Source organism: Streptomyces sp. NPDC090798 (assembly GCF_044768965.1).
In the GTDB taxonomy this organism is placed as follows: Bacteria; Actinomycetota; Actinomycetes; order Streptomycetales; family Streptomycetaceae; genus Streptomyces.
Genome location: NZ_JBIVXA010000025.1, coordinates 108,970 through 124,800, shown reverse-complemented (window position 1 = coordinate 124,800; position 15,831 = coordinate 108,970). Strand labels below are relative to the sequence as shown.

Sequence of the window (15,831 nt, the reverse complement as noted above, 5' to 3'; positions counted from 1 at the left end):
AATGGTGCGGTCGGTCTCGTGCGGCGGTTACTTGCCCCAGATCTTCCGGTACGCCACCCGATAGCCCGACGGGTCCCAGGTCGTGGCCCCGTGGCTGTTGTCGGCCGTGGTGATGTGGACGGGGGCCACATATCCGCTGGCGGGCCGAGCCGAGAAGGCGCGGTTGAACTCGTCGACGATCTGCCAGCCCTGCAGGGACAGCGGCTCGGGGACGGTGGCGGCCTGGTACTGCTCGCTGTTGATGCGCTCGAAGGCGGAGGGGTCGCCGTCACCGGCGCCGATGTTGAAGGGCGGCCCGGCGCCGTTCCTGCCGGCGGCGCGGAAGGCGGGGGCGGCGTCGGCGAAGTACAGATCGTTGATGGCCACGGAGTAGCTCCACGTGCTCCCGAAACGGGAGAGGAGGGAGGAGATCTCCCGGGGGATGCGGCTGCTCGCGTCCGAGATCGGGATGTTCTCGTACGACAGGAGCCGCACGCCCGAGCAGGTGGAGAGGTCCCTCCTGATCAGCTCGGACTTGTTCCTGGCGAAGGGGATCGAGGCATCGGTGATGAGCACGACCCCGGCGTGGCCGTCGGAGTGCGCGATGATCCACTGGGCGCTGATTCCGGCCACGTCCTCGACCCGGGTGGTGACGTTGGTGAAGAGCCGGGGCCTTCGGCTGGGGCCGGGGGCGGCGACCGCGTGCCAGCCGATGAGCGGGATGCCTGCCTTGCCGGCCTGCGAGACCTGCCCTGACGTCGAGTTGGGGTCGAAGCCGCCGATGACGATGCCCGAGGGTTTGAGGGCCAGGGCCGTACTCATCGCCGCCTGGATGCCTGCGGGGGTGCCCCCGCCGTCGATCACCCTGACGCTCCAGCCGATGACCCGCGCGGCTTCCCGCACGCCGTTCGCGGCGCCTGCGACGCCGGGATTGGTCATGGCCTGGGCGACGTAGACGATGGTCTTGCCGGAGACCGCCGTGGGGCCGCTGGTCGGCCCGCTCCAGGGGACGTCGGTGTTTTCCGCCTGTCCGACGGCGGTCTGGGCGCGGTCCTGGATCGCGGGGCAGCCACCAGGGCCGGTGGGGAAGTCCCCCGGGCCGCTCGACGAGCCGCGTTCACAGCCCGCGAGGACCGTTGCCGCGATGAGCAGGGTGGTGGCGACGGACCGCGCCTTCATGACGCCGGGAGTGGCCTTGCGGTTGCCGTGCACGGGAGCTCCTCGCGGAGGAAGGGCGGAACGATGCGGCCGAGGGCATACGGGCGGTACCCGTGGCGCGGGTCATGGAGCAGTGCCCGCCGCACCACCGTCCCGCGTCGGGGAGGAGGGTGGCGGAGGCGGCGCGTCGGGCGAGTCGCGGGCCGCCGCGGCGCCGGTGCGAAGGCGGCGGGCGGAGTAGCCGGACAGACCGACAGCCACGAGCAGGGTGCCGCCGTAGAACAGCGGAATCGTCCAGAAGCCCGCGCCCATCTGACCGATGCCCGTGAGGCCGACGGCCAGGACGGCGACGGCGACGAGGGTGCCCATGGCGTTGAGGCGGCCGGGTCTGATCGCCGTGGAGCCGAGGAGGGCGGCGGCAAAGGCGGGCAGCAGGTAGTCGAGGCCGACGCTGGGGTTGCCGATCTGCTGCTGGGCCGCGAGCAGCACGCCGGCGAAGCCGACGATCAGCCCCGACGCGGTGAACGCGTAGACGGAGTACCTGCGCGTCGGGATGCCGATGAGGTCGGCGGCGCGCCGGTTCGCGCCGATGACGTACAGGTACCGGCCGAGCGGCAGCCGTTCCAGCACCAGCCAGAGCGCGACGGCGAGACCGAGCACGTAGAAGGCGGGGACGGGAAGGCCGAGGAACGTGGAGTCGTAGAGGTCGGTGAAGGCGGCGGGGAGGCCCTGCGGGCCGGGGACGATCCGGCCACCGTCCGTGATCCAGCCGGTCACGGCATACAGCATGCTGCCCGTCCCGAGAGTGGCGATGAAGGAGGTGATCCGGCCGAACTCGACGATGACGCCGTTCAGGACGCCCACGACCGCCCCACCGAGGAGCACCGCGAGGCAGGCGAGTGGCCAGGGCCAGCCGTTGTTGACGACGAGTTGCATCACCATGACGTGCGCCAGGCCGAGGCCGTAGCCGAGGGAGAGGTCGAAGCTGCCCGTCACGATGGGGACCATGGCGGCGAGTGCGAGGACGGCCGGGATCGACTGGGTGGACAGGATCGCGTCGACGGTGTCCAGGGTCGGGAAGGTACGCGGAAGAGCGAGGGAGAAGATCAGGAAGAGCAAGGCGGTGAGCGCCAGGAGGCCGTACCTGCCGATGAGGTGGCCGCCCGGTCCGCGCGGTCGCCGTGGCCCGCCCCGTCGGCCAGGATGTCGCAGCGGCCCCGGTCGCTGCGGCCGGGGTCGGGGAGCGGAGGGGGAGTCCGTCATGGGTGGGTCGCGGTTCCGGAGAGGGGCATGGCCGACGCCGCCCGGGTGAGCCCGGCGACGGTGAGGTCCGGACCGCTCAGCTCGGCCGTCACGGACCCGCGGACGAAGACCAGAGCGCGTCGGCACACGCCCGCGACCTCCTCGAAATCGGTGGAAATCAGCAGGACCGCGAGGCCGGCGGCCAGCCCGTCGTCGAGCAGACGGTAGATCGCGGCCTTGGCGCCGATGTCCACGCTCGCGGTCGGCTCCTCGAGGATCAGCAGGCGCGGGCCGATCCGGAACCACCGGCCGATCACGACCTTCTGCTGGTTTCCGCCGGACAGGGTGGCGAGGGGAGCCTCGCCGTCGGGGGGCCGCACCGAGAGCCGTTCGATCAAGCCGTCCGCCTCGGCGCGTTCGCGGCGGGGACTGATCCAGCTCAGCGCGGACAGGCCGCCCGCGCCGGGGTTGGCCAGGAGGTTCTCGCGTACCGTCAGCTCGGCGGCGCAGCCCTCCCGCTGTCTGTCGCCGCTCACGAAGCCCACCCCGAGGCCGACGGCATCGGCCACCGTACGCGGGCTGTACGGCTGACCGCCGAGCAGGACACGCCCGTCGAGGACGGGCCTCGAGCCGGCGAGGGCTCGGCCCAGGTCCATGTGCCCGGCGCCCGAGAGTCCGACCAGCCCCAGGACTTCCCCGGCCTCGAGGTCCAGGCTGACGGGTCCCGCGCCGGGGGTTCGTACGCCGTCGAGGGTCAGGACGGCCGGCCCGTCGGCCGGAACCGTGGCGGGCCGGTAGTCGGCCACCTCCTCGCCGACGATGTCGTGCACCAGACGGGCGGGGCTCCGGCCCGCCAGCGGGCCGTGGCTGACGAGGTGGCCGTCGCGCAGCACGGCGAAGGTGTCGGCGACCTTGTACACCTCGTCCAGCCGGTGGCTGACGTACAGAATGCCGTGCCCCTGGTCGCGCAGGGCGTGGAGCGCGCGGAAGAGCCGGGCGCAGTCCGCGGCGGGGAGTCGGGCGGTCGCCTCGTCCAGGACGATGAGCTTCGCGTGTGCCGCCAGGGCACGGGTGATGGCGACCAGCGAGCGCTCGGCGGGGGAGAGCCGGGCGATCGGCGCGTCGGGGTCGAGATGTCCGGCGACGATCCTCAGGGCGTCGGCACAGCGCTCCCGGGTCCGCCTCCAGGAAATCAGGCCGGCGCGTCGGGGGTAGCCGATGCTCAGGGCGATGCTCTCGGCGACCGTCATCCACTCCACGAGACCGAGGTCCTGGTGGATGAAGGACATGCTGCGGGAGGCGGCATGGCTTCCGAGCGGGTGCCCGTCCACCGTGATCTGCCCGGCATCGGCGTGGTGGACGCCGGCGAGCACCTTGATGAGCGTGGACTTTCCGGCGCCGTTGGGCCCCAGGAGGGCGAGGACGCTGCCGGCGTGGACGTCGAGGTCGACCCCGGCCAGCGCGAGGGTCCCGCCGAACCGCTTGCCGAGCCCGCGGATGCGGAGCAGCGGCGCCGCCCCCGAGGGTGGGACGTCCTTCGGGGAAGTGTCGGGAGCGTCATGCACGGACACCTCCGAGGGTCGCCTGGCGAGTTCTTCCCGACCTTCATCGTTGCAATTGGTGTGGCGAATCTGAGTATTTCAGACATCTTGCCCGCTGCTGCGACTCCAGCGGGTCAGTGGGCGCCCGAGCGCTCCGCGTGTCCCACGGTCACCTTTCCCCAGGCCGACGGTCGCGTCCGCTGGACTGCGCACGCAGTCCTTCATGTGCACGCAGTCCCTCATGCGCACGAAGTCCTTCAGGCGCCGTCGAGCCCGCATTCGGCCCAGATGACCTTGCCCTCGGGCAGATGGCGCGTACCCCAGCTCTGCGCCAGCTGCGCCACGAGGAACAGGCCACGGCCGCCCTCGTCGGTGCTGGCCGCCCGGCGCAGGTGCGGGGCGGTGTTGCTGGCGTCGGAAACCTCGCAGATCAGGGTGCGGCCGTGGAGCAGCCGCACCCGGATGGGCCCGGCGCCGTGGCGGATGGCGTTGGTCACCAGCTCGCTGAGCATAAGTTCGGCGGCGAACGCGGCCTCGTCGAGTCCCCAGTCGGCCAGTTGTCGCAGGGCGGCGGCGCGGACCTCACTGACCCGGGCCGGATCGGCGGGCAGGTCCCAGGCGGCGATCCGGTGAGGGTCCAGGGCGTGGGTGCGGGTGACGAGCAGCGCGATGTCGTCGCAGGGGTGGGCCGGCGCGACGGTTTCCAGGACCGCCTGACAGGTCTGCTCCGGAGTGCGCCCCGGGTGGGCCAGAACGCCGCACAGCTGATCGAGGACCACGTCGACGTCGCGGTGCCGGTCCTCGATGAGTCCGTCCGTGTAGAGGAGCAGCTGGCTGCCCTCGGGGAGGTGGATCTCGGCGGCTTCGAAGGGCAGGCCCCCGAGGCCGAGCGGAGGCCCGGCGGGCAGGTCGGGGAACGACACCGTGCCGTCGGGCCGCACCAGCGCGGGCGGAGGGTGCCCGGCCCTGGCCATGGTGCACTGCCGCGAGGTCGGGTCGTAGATGGCGTACAGGCAGGTCGCACCGATGACACCGACACCGGCGGCGGGTTCCTCCCGGTCCAGGCGTCCCACGAGGTTGTCGAGGTGGGTGAGGACCTCGTCCGGGGGGAAGTCGAGTTCGGCGAAGCTGCGCGCTGCGGTGCGCAGCTGGCCCATGGTGGCGGCGGAGAGCATGCCGTGGCCGACGACGTCCCCGACGAGGAGGCCGATACGGGTGCCGGAGAGGGGGATGACGTCGTACCAGTCTCCGCCCACGTCGGATTCGGCGGGCAGATAGCGATGAGCGACCTCGACGGCGTCCTGGTCGGGCAGTTCGTGCGGCAGCAGGCTGCGCTGGAGGGTCAGGACCATGGTGCGCTCGCGCGTGTAGCGCCGGGCGTTGTCGATGGACAGCGCGGCACGGTTGGCGAGTTCCAGGCCCAGCGAGCGGTCGTCGTCACCGAAGGGGGCGGGGTCCTGTGCACGGTAGAAGCTGGCGATGCCCAGGATCACGCCGCGGGCGACCAGGGGGACCGCGATGAGGGAGTGGACCTGGGTGAGCAGCCGTTCGGTGTGCTCGGGGTCCTGGGCGAGCCAGCCCGCGGCGGCCTTCAGATCCGGTTCCAGCACTGCCTGCCCGCTGGTCAGGCAGCGCATCTGGGGTGTGGTCGGACCGAAGTCGACCTGCTTGCCGACCGGGCTGAAGGGAAGGTCGTCGCGGATGCCGTGCACCACCGTGCGGTGCAGGTCAGTGCGGGGGTCGGCGGACTCCTCGCCCCGCAGTACGGCCTCGGGCAGGTCGATGGTGACGAAGTCGGCCAGTCGTGGCACCGCCGTCTCGGCGAGTTCCTGGGCGGTACGGCGCACGTCCAGGGTGGTGCCTATGCGGGCGCTGGCCTCGGACAGCAGCTCCAGGCGGCGCCGCGCGGCCAGGGCGTACGTCCCCACGCGCGGTTCCCCCACCATCACGAGCCCTGTCCGGGGCGGGGTGTCGAGGTGGTCGTCCGCCACGCCACCCCCGCCGACGGTGCCGAACGGGCCGTAGGTGATGCCGGGAAGGTGCCTGGACAACGCGGCGACGGACAGCCGTCCGGGGGCCGCCGCGGCCGGAATGAACCCGGGCGGCCGGACGGCGGTGACCACGGCGAGCCGGCTGGAGAAGCCCGGCGGTACGTCGACCCGGGTCGGGACGGCGAGGGGCTCTCGCGGTGGGGGGCCGGGGAGGACGGCCTCGATGGCAACGCCTTCCACCCCTGAGCCACTCCTCATCGGACGGCTCACGAGAGTGACCCGCCGGCCGTCGAGCAGGGACACGACGGCGGCGGCCCGCTGCCCGCGCGAGATCAGCTCGGCGGCCTTCTCCGTGAGCACCGCCCGGTCGCGGGGGTGCAGCTCGAGGGCCAGTTCGTCCACGCCGATGGTGTGGTGAAGGCCGACGGAGGCGACGGCTCCGGTGTCCAGGTACGCCCGCAACAGAGCGCGCTCACGTGCGGAACTCTGCCCGAGCAGCCGCCGCTCGATGGCCCGGGCCGCCCTGCGCAGCGTGGTCGCCAGCGCGGGGTCTTCGGTGCTGCTCGGATAGCCGAAGCACAGGACGCCCTCGATACGACCGCTGAGCGGATCGCGGACGGGAAGGGCGCGGCAGGCGCTTCGCTGGGAGCGCTCGGCGAAGTGCTCGGCACCGTGAACCCGGATGAGTTGCCGCTCCGCCAGTGCGAGACCGATGCCGTTGGTACCCGCGACCCGCTCGGCGAACACGAATCCCGGAACGCGCTGAAACGCCGGAAGGCTCCTGGCCAGCGACGCCTCTCCGAAACGGCGCAGGAGGACCGTCCCGCTCGCGTCGGCGACGGAGATGTTCATCTTGCTGCCGGCGAACCTGGCCTGCAGCCGGTCGAGCACGGGGACGGCCGCGCGGACGATCCGGGCGTCCCGGTCGAAATCCTCCCGGAAGGGCAGGTCGGCCTGGTCCGGCGAGAGGCCGAGGGAGCGGCTGCGCTGCCACGAACTCAGGATCGATGTGCGCACACCCGCCTCGACCGGCTCACCCTGAAGAAACCGCTCACGGGAACGGGCAGGCCCTGTGCCGCCTGTCGCGCGCCCCGTCGGCATCGGTTTCCCGCCGGTCAGAACCACGCTTTGCCTCACTCGCGTCTTCGACAGTCCATTCGTCGAAAATCACTTGGTATGCGCAAGAATACGGTTATTAAGGATGTGAGTCACGGTTTATGAGGCCTCGCACGCGTCAGGGCCGTACGGGGTTGTCACCGGAGGCGTGGACGGGATGGTGTCCGTCGTGGACCAGTACACCGAGGATCTGGACTCCGTGTCCTGCGCACCGACGATCCGCGCCTGCCCAGGCAATTCACTCGTCTGCTTTTCCATGAGCGCGCGTGCGGCGCAGCGGGGGCAGGCTGGCGTACGTCCCGCCGTCCTCGAAGGGGAGCAGCTATCTCTATGTCGCTCCTGACAATTTCCACGCGGTCTTCGCCGCGGACCTCCCCCGGACGACGACCTCGGTGATGGCCGCGGCCCAACGTCCGATCGCCTCCTCGGCCTTCGGCGACAAGGCGACTTCCGCCGCGTGGAGGACCATCCCGTCCTGGCACTGATGTACCGGCCGGCCCGGAAGCGGCAGGACTCGCCGCCGAGACAGAAGAAGGTGCTCCTCGCATCGTGAACACCGTGCAGAAGGTCGCCCTCATCACCGGCGCTTCGCAAGGCATCGGCGCCGCCCTGGTCACCGCCTACCGCGAGCTCGGCTACGGGGTCGTGGCGATCTCCCGCTCCATCGGCGATTTCAGCGACCCCCAGGTACTGGCCGTGCGGGCCGATGTGGCCGAGCCGGGCGTCGGCGCTCGCATCGTCGACGCCGCTCTGGGGCGGTTCGGCCGGATCGACACGCTGATCAACAACGCCGGAATCTTCATCGCCAAGCCGTTCACCGAATACACCGACGAGGACTACGACGCCGTGGCCGGGGTGAACCTGCGCGGTTTCTTCGAGGTCTCCCGCAGCGCCGTCGCCGCCATGCTCTCCCGGGCCGGTGGGGGCCACGTGGTGAACATCTCGACCAGCCTGGTCGACCACGCCGACTCGCAGGTGCTCGCGGCGCTCGCGTCACTGACCAAAGGCGGCCTGAACGCGGTCACCAAGGCGCTGGCGATCGAGTACGCGTCCCGCGGCATCCGGGTCAACACCGTCGCGCTCGGCACCGTCCGCACCCCGCTGCACCCGGCCGCGGAGTACGAGGCGCTCGCCGCGTTGCAGCCGGTCGGCCGGGTGGGCGAGATCGACGACGTGGTCGAAGCGATCCTGTACCTCGAGAGCGCCTCGTTCGTCACCGGAGAGATCCTGCACGTCGACGGCGGCCAGAGCGCGGGGCGCTGAGCGACGGTCCGCCGGCGCCGCGCGCTCCGGCCGCGACCTTCGGCTGCCGCCACGTCAACACCCGGTGACGGCCTGTTCGCGAAATACTTTCGGAAACGTGCCGGTGACATAGCGGCGTCGTGTCCCAATACTGTCTCCATCCGGCTCACGCCTCATTGAGCGGAATTCGCATCCGTGAGTAATCGAGGCTGCCGGCCTCACACTCCGTCAATCGGCAGTTCTCGATGCGGACTTCGTGCCGATCCTTCCAGGGGAATTGCATTGATACAGAAATTACGGAAGGCTCTCGCGTCGGCCTCAGCCGTCGGCGTCGGCCTGGCATTCGTCATCGCCTCCGCCGCGAGTGCGTCGGCATATCAGCCGAGCCCGTCGAACTTGTATGTCGCGGACAATCCCGCCGCGTGCAACAAGAATCCCTGCGTTCTGTACCCGAAGTCGGCCCAGCTTCCGAGCGGCCGGATCGTGGCAGCATTCGAGAACAGCCAGAGCGCTCCGGTGGGGCAGACGATGCCCATCTACAAGAGTGACGACGAGGGCACGACGTGGCAGAAGCTCGCCGATGTCAAAGCGCCCGCCTACCGGTCCAGTGATGCCCAGTACGCGAAGTACACGAGCAACTGGACGAACCCGTACCTCTACGTGCTCCCGCAGGACGTCGGAACCATGAAGGCCGGCACACTGCTTCTGGCGAGCATCGTCTCGGGGGACGACTACTACTACAAGGAGCAGAAGGCCGCGAACCCCAACTGGACTCCGTCCGGAGACGGGGACCGCAAGGACGTGGCGCTCGCGTTGTACTCCAGCACGGACGACGGCACGACCTGGAGCGTCCAGAACATCATCGCCACCGGCGGTTGGCAGGGCGGAAGCGCAGGAAGCATCGGCCGCGTCTCGAACGCCAACACCTCCGCGCAGGTCGACCCCATCTGGGAGCCGCACCTGACGGCCCGCAACGGCCGGCTCGTCGCCTACTACTCCGACGAGAACGACTACCTCGGTTACGACGCCGCAACCGGAGTGCCGATCCTCGACCCGGACAACGGCACGGCGCCGGACTCCGGCGGCCAGATTCTCGTTCACAGGACCTGGGACGGCAGCAGTACCTCCTGGAGCCAGCCGGTCGTCGACGTCCCGGGTTCCACCGTGGACCGGGGCAACGGCAAGACGGAGATCGGCGGCGGCCGCCCGGGCATGACGACCATCGCCCCGACCACCGACGGCAAATGGCTCCTCACCTACGAGTACTGGGGCGGCGGAACAGACGTCCGATACAAGCTCGCGGACGATCCCCTGAAGTTCTACGCATCCGCCGACGCCCCGATCACCAACCTGCCCGTGCCCACCGGCGGACACGCGCTGTCCACGGGCGGCAGCCCGGTGCTCCTCCCGATGCCGGACGGACGGATCGTCTACAACGCGTCGGGCAGCGGCAACGTCTGGGTGAACGAGTCCGGTCTCAGCAACGGGACCTGGAAGGAGTACCAGACACCCATCGCCGCCGGGTACAGCCGCAATCTCCAGTACGTCCAGGGAACGGGACGCGTCCTCATCCTCCAGGCATCCTGGAGCGGCGGAAGCGTCGGGCCCGTGCGCTATGCCGAGGTCGACCTCGGCCGGTCCGACGGTACCTACGACACCCTGGTCAACCGCCTGACCGGTCAGGTCCTCAGCCCCGACACCGGGAAGACGCAGGACGCGAACCTGACCGGAAACGTCCCCGACCTCGTCCTCAAGGCCCGGAACGCCACGGACGACTCGCAGCGCTGGCATCTCACGGCCAAGGGCGCCAACGTGACCCTGCTCAACAAGACCGGCGGCCGCTCGGCCGCCATCTGGACCGGCAGCGCGACGGCCGGGCAGAAGCTGGCCCAGTGGGTCGACGACGGCGCCACCGACAAGCAGTGGACCCTGGTCTCGTCGACCAGCGGGTACTACAACTGGGCGACGGCCAACGGGTCGCCCGTGGAACTCTGGACGGGCCTCGGCAACGCCACCCAGAGGTGGAGCCGGGCATAGCGCGCCGCGAGGGGTGCGGCACGCACCGGGCGTGCCGCACCCCTCGGACGGCGGTCAGTGGGACCTGTCCGTGTGCCGGGGAACGGACGTCGACGTCCGCAGCACCAGCTCCGTCGCCAGCTCGATCCGCGGGGACACGGGTGGCCGGCCCTCGGCGAGCTGTATGAGGACCCGAGTCGCCTCGTGCCCCAGTTCCTCGAACGGCTGGCGCACCGCGCTCAGGGGCGGACACGCCATGGCCGCGACCAGGGTGTCGTCGAAGGACATGACGGCCAGATCGTCCGGTACGCCGAACCCCTCCTGGCGGGCGGCCTCCAGCACACCGAGAGCCTGCGCGTCGCTGGCCGCGAAGACGGCCGTGGGCGGCTCGTCGGAGCGGAGGATCTGGAGGCTGGCGGTCAGCGCCTCGTCGTAGTCGAAGTCGGTGGAGCGGACGATCGACGGGTCGTAGACGATGCCGGCTTCCTCCAGGGCCGCCCGGTAGCCGTGCAGGCGAGCCGCCCCGGCCAGTGAGTGCGAGCGGCCCGCGACCATGCCGATCCGGGTGTGCCCGAGCCCGAGGAGGTGCTGCATCGCGTCCCTGGCCCCGTTCCAGTTGGTCACCCCGATGCTCGGGATGTCCAGGGACGGCGCGCTGAGCGGGTCGATCAACACCACCGGGAGACGCTGCTCGACGATGCGGCGCTGGTCGTCCTCCGCGAGCATCGAGATCACGATGATCAGCCCGGCGGCGCCGAGCGCCACGCACTCCTCCAGCCATCGTGAGATGGGCCGCCGACTCGTCGTCCCGGTCACCACGTTGATGCCGAGTTCGCCGGCCGCCTCCACGATTCCGCGGGCGACTTCCAGTGTGTAGGGCCCGGACATGTCCCGGAACACCGCGATGATCTGCCGGGGGCGGGCGGGCTCTCGCTCCCACGGGCGGACGTACCCGTTGCGCGCCAGCAGCTCCTCCACGCGGGCCCGGGTCGCCGCACCGACGTCACGGCGCCGGTGCACGACCTTGGACACGGTGCTGAGAGACACCCCCGCCTCGGCGGCGATGCCCGTCAGCAGCCCGTACTGCGCCTCCAGATGAGCCTTGCCCTGAGCTGCCACCCGATGCCCGCCCCATTGCCGACACCGATGCGCCGAAAACGCATCGAATCCCTGGTCAGAACCTCCGCCGCAAGCTAACGGGACCGCATGCCCAGGGGCAAGACCGGTGCCGCCGCCGCCATGCCGGCCCGGCTACGCCCGCTCGACGGTCACCTCCACGGTGTGGTGGCGTACGACCGTCGCGTCCCGTTCCTCGCCGACGAGGAGGACCGTTCCCCGCGCCGGTGTGTCCAGGCTCGATGACCCCGCGTACAGCAGGATCTCGCCGGGCTCGACCACGCGGTGCCCTTCCAGACCGGTGAAGGCCAGCCGGTCGGTGTGGACGGAGAAGCGGACGGTGGCCTGCTCACCGGGGTCGAGGCGGACCTTGGCGAAGGCCAGCAGCGCACGTACCGGCCGGGTGACCTGGGCGACCGGGTCGACGGCGTACAACTGGACCGTCTCGGCGCCGGGCAGGTCACCCGTGTTCCGTACCTGCGCGGAGACGCTGAACTCCCCGTCCGTAGGCACCTGTTCGCGATCGACGGCCATCCCGTCGATCGCGAAGGTGGTGTACGACAGGCCGTGCCCGAAGGGGAACGCGGGGGTCGGATCGAGGTTGGACAGCCAGCTCTGCCGGTCGCCCAGCGGCGGGTGGAGGTAGGTGTAGGGCTGGCCGCCGGGGGACATGGGGAGCTGCACCGGCAGCTTTCCGCTGAAGTTCGCCGTGCCGGCGAGGAGTTCGGCCACCGCCCGGCCGCCCTCCTCACCGGGCAGGAAGACCTGCACCATCGCGGCGGCGTCAGCGGCGAACCGGCCGACGGCGTAGGGGCGTCCACTGCTGATCACCAGGACGACCGGCTTGCCGGTCGCGAGGAGCGCCGCGACCAACTCCTCCTGCGCGCCGGGCAGTCGCAGATCCTCGACGTCGCAGCCCTCGCCGGAGGTGCCGACGCCGAACATGCCGGCCTTGTCCCCGACGGCCAGGACGGTCACGTCGGCGGTGGAGCAGGCTTCCACGGCGGCCGGGATGCCGGTGCGGTCCTCGTCGCGGATCGGGCAGCCCTGGACGAACTGCCAATCCGAGCCAGGCAGTTCGGCGGTCAGCGCGGTACGCAGGGACACCGCCTCCACCCCGTTGCCGAGGTCGTCGCGGTCGGCGAGGACGTGGTTGGGGAAGCTGTAGCAGCCGAACATGGTGCGGACGTCGTCGGCGCACGGGCCGATCAGGGCGATCCGGCCGGCCGAGGGGAGAGGCAGGGTTCCGTCGTTCGTCAGCAGCACGGCGCTCGACCGGGCGACCGCGTGGGCGAGTCGACGGTGTTCCGGCTTGTCCAGGTCGAGTGCGCCCGCGCGCAGGGCGGGCGGGCGCGGGTCCCAGCCCGGGGCGAGCAGCCCCAGCTCGATCTTCTGCCGCAGCACCCGGCGTACGGCACGGTCGACCGCGCTCTCGTCCACCTGCCCCTTCTCCACGGCGCTCACCAGTGCCTCGCCGAAGCCGCGCTGGTCGGGCAGTTCGACGTCCATCCCGGCTCGCAGGGCGAGGGCGCCGGCCGCGGGCAGGTCGGCCGCCACCCGGTGTGCGTTCACCAGGAACGGCAGCGACCAGTAGTCGGAGACGACAGTGCCCCCGAAACCCCACTGGTCACGAAGCACGGACGTCAACAGCCACTCGCTGGCGGCGGGCGCCTCGCCATCGATCTCGGCGTACGAGTTCATGACCGACCCCACACCCGCGGCGACGAGCCGTTCGAAGGGCGGCAGGATGACGTCGAACAGCTCCCGGCGGCCGAGCTGCGCGGGCGCGTGGTTGCGGCCGCCCATGGAGGCCGAGTACCCCGCGAAGTGCTTGAGGGTGGCGATCACCCCCGCGCTCTGCACACCCAGGACATACGCCTCGGCCAACTCGCCGACGAGATACGGGTCCTCGCCGAAGGTCTCCTCGCACCGGCCCCAGCGGTAGTCGCGGATCACGTCGACGACGGGGGCCAGCCCCTGGTGGACACCGGCCTCGGCCATGTCGGAGCCGATGGCCTCGCCGACCCGGCGGATCAGGGCGGGGTCGAAGGTGGCCGCCATGCCCAGGGAGGTGGGGTAGATCGTGGCGCCGTAGGCGGTGAAGCCGGTCAGGCACTCGTCGTGCGCCATGGCGGGGATGCCGAACCGGCTCTGGGCCATGACCTGCCGCTGGCGCCCGGCCAGCAGGCGGGCGTGTTCCAGGGCGGGCCGGGGGAGGGTGCCGTAGGGGCGGGTGAGCTGGCCCAGGCCGTGCCGGGCGGTCTCGTCGAGGTCGCCGACCCGGCCGAAGTGGTTGCTGCCCGGGGCGACTTCGGGGCCGTCCGCCTCGATGTCCTCCCAGGTGCTGCTCAGCTGTGCGACCTTCTCGGGCAGGGTGAGCCGGGCGAGCAGGGCCTCGACGCGCTCGTCGACCGGCAGCGCGGGGTCGGTCCAGGGGCGATCGGGCCCGGTGCTGTCTCCCGGGTGGGAGAGGCCGCCGTGGTCCGGCATGGTGGTCGTCATTCACGACTCCTCGGGGAGGTGCGGGGGCACGCGTCGCAGCGGCCGGGGGTCCACCCGGCCGCCGTCGCGGGACGCTGTGCTGAGAAGAAGGCGGGGATGCGGGCGGGGGCCCGCTACTTGGAGAATCCGGCGGTCAGGCCGGCCACGAGCTGGCGTCGGGCGAGCACGAACACCACCAGCACGGGCAGCGTGGAGAGCACCACCGCGGCCATGGTCGCCGGGACGTTGATACCGAACTGGCCCCGGTAGAGCGTCAGGGCGAGCGGCAGCACCGCCTTGTCGCCGCTCTGGGTGAGGATCAGCGGGAAGAGGAAACCGTTCCAGACCTGGAGGCCGTCGTACACGGCGACCGTCACCAGCGCCGGGCGGGCCAGCGGCGCCGCGAGCGACACCAGCATGCGCCAGTCGCCCGCGCCGTCGACGACCATCGCCTCGAACAGGGAACGGGGCACGTCCCGCAGGAAGCTCACCAGGATCAGCACGGTGATGGGCAGCGCGAACGCCACCGACGGCAGCACGATCGCCGCCAGGCTGTCGTACAACCGCATCCGGATGATCAGCAGGTACACCGGGATGATGACCGCCTGCAACGGGATCGCCAGGCCCAGCAGGAACAGCCGGAACGTCACCCGCGACCAGCGGCTGCCGGAGTCGCGGACGATCGCGAACGCGGCCATCAGGGCGACGACGACGGTGAACACGACCGTCGCCATGGTCACGACGGCGCTGTTGAGCAGATAGGTCGCGAAGTCGCCGTCCAGGACGGTCCGGTAGTTCGCCAGGGTGGGGCGGCCGGGCGGGACCAGCGGACTCGCCGTGGTGAAGTCCGTACCGCTGCGCAGACTGGTCACGACGAGCCAGTAGACGGGGACGACGACCAGCGCCGTCCACAGCAGCGCGGCGCCGCCGGTGACGGCACGGCGCAGGACCGTGGCCGCCCGGTGCGGCCAGGGGGCCCGCCGCGCCGTCACCGGACGCCCCGCGGCGTCCGCCCCGTCGTCCTTGCCGACACCTGCGCGGGTCCGTGTCAGGGTGGTGCTCACAGGCCCTCCTGTTGGCTGTCCATCCGGGTGAACCCGGACAGGCGGGTGGTCAGCAGCGACAGACCGAGGCCGAACGCCACCAGCAGGGTGGCGACCGCGCTGGCCCGGCCCATGTCGTGCGCCTGGAAACCCGTGATGTACATGGCCAGCGGCAGCACACGGGTGGCGGTGCCGGGACCGCCGGTGCCGCCGGACAGAACGAAGATCAGGTCGAAATACGTCAGCGAGCCCACCAGCATGAGCGTGCTGGACGTGACCATCGTGTACTTCAGCTGCGGCAGCGTGATGCGCAGGAACCGGGTCGCAGGACCGGCGCCGTCGATCGCGGCGGCCTCGTACAGCGCCGTCGGGATCTGCCGTATCCCGGCCTGGTAGAGCAGCGCGTGGAACGGCACGAACTGCCAGGCGATCACGAAGATCACCGTATACAGCGCGAGGTCCGGCGAGCCGAGCAGCGGCTTTGCCAGCCAGTGCAGTCCGGGCGTGGCACCGATGCCGAACGACGGGTCGAGCAGGGCCTGCCAGGTCAGTCCGATCGCCACGGCGGACAGCAGCAGGGGCAGGAACCACAGCACCGCGAAGAGTGAGCGCAGGCGTCCGTTCGGCGCCTGGAAGACACCGAGCGCGAGCGCCAGGGGCGTCTGGACCAGCCAGCTGATCACCATCACCTTGACGGTGAGCCACAGCGCCTGCCAGGTGGCGCCGTCCGTCAGGACGGAACTCCAGTTGCCGGCGCCGGCCCAGCCGATGGAGCCCAGGCCGTCCCAGCGGGCGAAGCCGAGCGCCACCACGCCCACGAGAGGGACCAGACCGAACAGACCGAAGAGGAGCAGGGCGGGGGCCGCCATGAGAGCGCCGCTGAAGCGACGCCCGCCACGGCCGGTC

Annotated in this window: 11 protein-coding genes; 3 read left to right on the top strand and 8 right to left on the bottom strand. The window is 71.0% G+C overall.

The features are described 5' to 3' along the window. Positions 1-27: 27 nt before the first annotated feature. From ACIQTP_RS38640 to ACIQTP_RS38625, 4 genes are all read right to left on the bottom strand, one after another. On the bottom strand, positions 28-1,191 hold the full coding sequence (locus ACIQTP_RS38640) for a substrate-binding domain-containing protein (protein WP_403408769.1): 1,164 nt from the start codon (positions 1,189-1,191) through the stop codon (positions 28-30). Positions 1,192-1,260: 69 nt separating this feature from the next. Next, entirely contained in the window at positions 1,261-2,400 is a 1,140-nt protein-coding gene (locus ACIQTP_RS38635) for an ABC transporter permease (RefSeq protein WP_403408767.1), read from the bottom strand. Beyond that, positions 2,397-3,944: a sugar ABC transporter ATP-binding protein gene (locus tag ACIQTP_RS38630; protein WP_403408765.1), complete on the bottom strand. Its 1,548-nt coding sequence runs from the start codon at positions 3,942-3,944 to the stop codon at positions 2,397-2,399. The genes ACIQTP_RS38635 and ACIQTP_RS38630 overlap by 4 nt, the downstream gene beginning before the upstream one ends. A 233-nt stretch (positions 3,945-4,177) precedes the next feature. Further along, complete coding sequence (locus tag ACIQTP_RS38625) at positions 4,178-7,012, bottom strand: SpoIIE family protein phosphatase (protein ID WP_403408837.1); 2,835 nt, start codon at positions 7,010-7,012, stop codon at positions 4,178-4,180. 281 nt (positions 7,013-7,293) lie between these two features. Here ACIQTP_RS38625 and ACIQTP_RS38620 point away from each other — a divergent pair, with 281 nt between their 5' ends. From ACIQTP_RS38620 to ACIQTP_RS38610, 3 genes are all read left to right on the top strand, one after another. Next, the gene (locus ACIQTP_RS38620; RefSeq protein ID WP_403408763.1) at positions 7,294-7,512 is read left to right on the top strand and encodes a hypothetical protein; all 219 of its coding nucleotides are present in this window, start codon (positions 7,294-7,296) and stop codon (positions 7,510-7,512) included. A 64-nt stretch (positions 7,513-7,576) separates the two neighbouring features. Beyond that, positions 7,577-8,290: an SDR family NAD(P)-dependent oxidoreductase gene (locus tag ACIQTP_RS38615; protein ID WP_403408761.1), complete on the top strand. Its 714-nt coding sequence runs from the start codon at positions 7,577-7,579 to the stop codon at positions 8,288-8,290. 462 nt (positions 8,291-8,752) lie between these two features. After that, positions 8,753-10,306 carry an RICIN domain-containing protein gene (locus ACIQTP_RS38610; RefSeq protein WP_403408759.1) on the top strand — a complete coding sequence of 518 codons (1,554 nt, stop codon included), beginning with the start codon at positions 8,753-8,755 and terminating at the stop codon, positions 10,304-10,306. 54 nt (positions 10,307-10,360) lie between these two features. On the opposite strand, the gene ACIQTP_RS38605 is transcribed toward ACIQTP_RS38610, so the two are convergent. The 4 genes from ACIQTP_RS38605 to ACIQTP_RS38590 all read right to left on the bottom strand — a co-directional run bounded on the left by ACIQTP_RS38605 (position 10,361) and on the right by ACIQTP_RS38590 (position 15,794). Further along, positions 10,361-11,404, bottom strand: a complete 1,044-nt coding sequence (locus tag ACIQTP_RS38605) for a LacI family DNA-binding transcriptional regulator (RefSeq protein WP_403408757.1) — start codon at positions 11,402-11,404, stop codon at positions 10,361-10,363. Positions 11,405-11,536: 132 nt separating this feature from the next. Next, positions 11,537-13,903, bottom strand: coding sequence for a glycoside hydrolase family 3 N-terminal domain-containing protein (locus ACIQTP_RS38600; RefSeq protein ID WP_403408755.1), 2,367 nt, complete (start codon positions 13,901-13,903; stop codon positions 11,537-11,539). 113 nt (positions 13,904-14,016) lie between these two features. Further along, positions 14,017-14,946, bottom strand: a complete 930-nt coding sequence (locus ACIQTP_RS38595; protein ID WP_403408753.1) for a carbohydrate ABC transporter permease — start codon at positions 14,944-14,946, stop codon at positions 14,017-14,019. After that, positions 14,943-15,794, bottom strand: coding sequence for a carbohydrate ABC transporter permease (locus ACIQTP_RS38590; protein ID WP_403408835.1), 852 nt, complete (start codon positions 15,792-15,794; stop codon positions 14,943-14,945). Before ACIQTP_RS38590 ends, ACIQTP_RS38595 begins: the two co-directional genes overlap by 4 nt. Between the last annotated feature and the right edge of the window lie 37 nt (positions 15,795-15,831).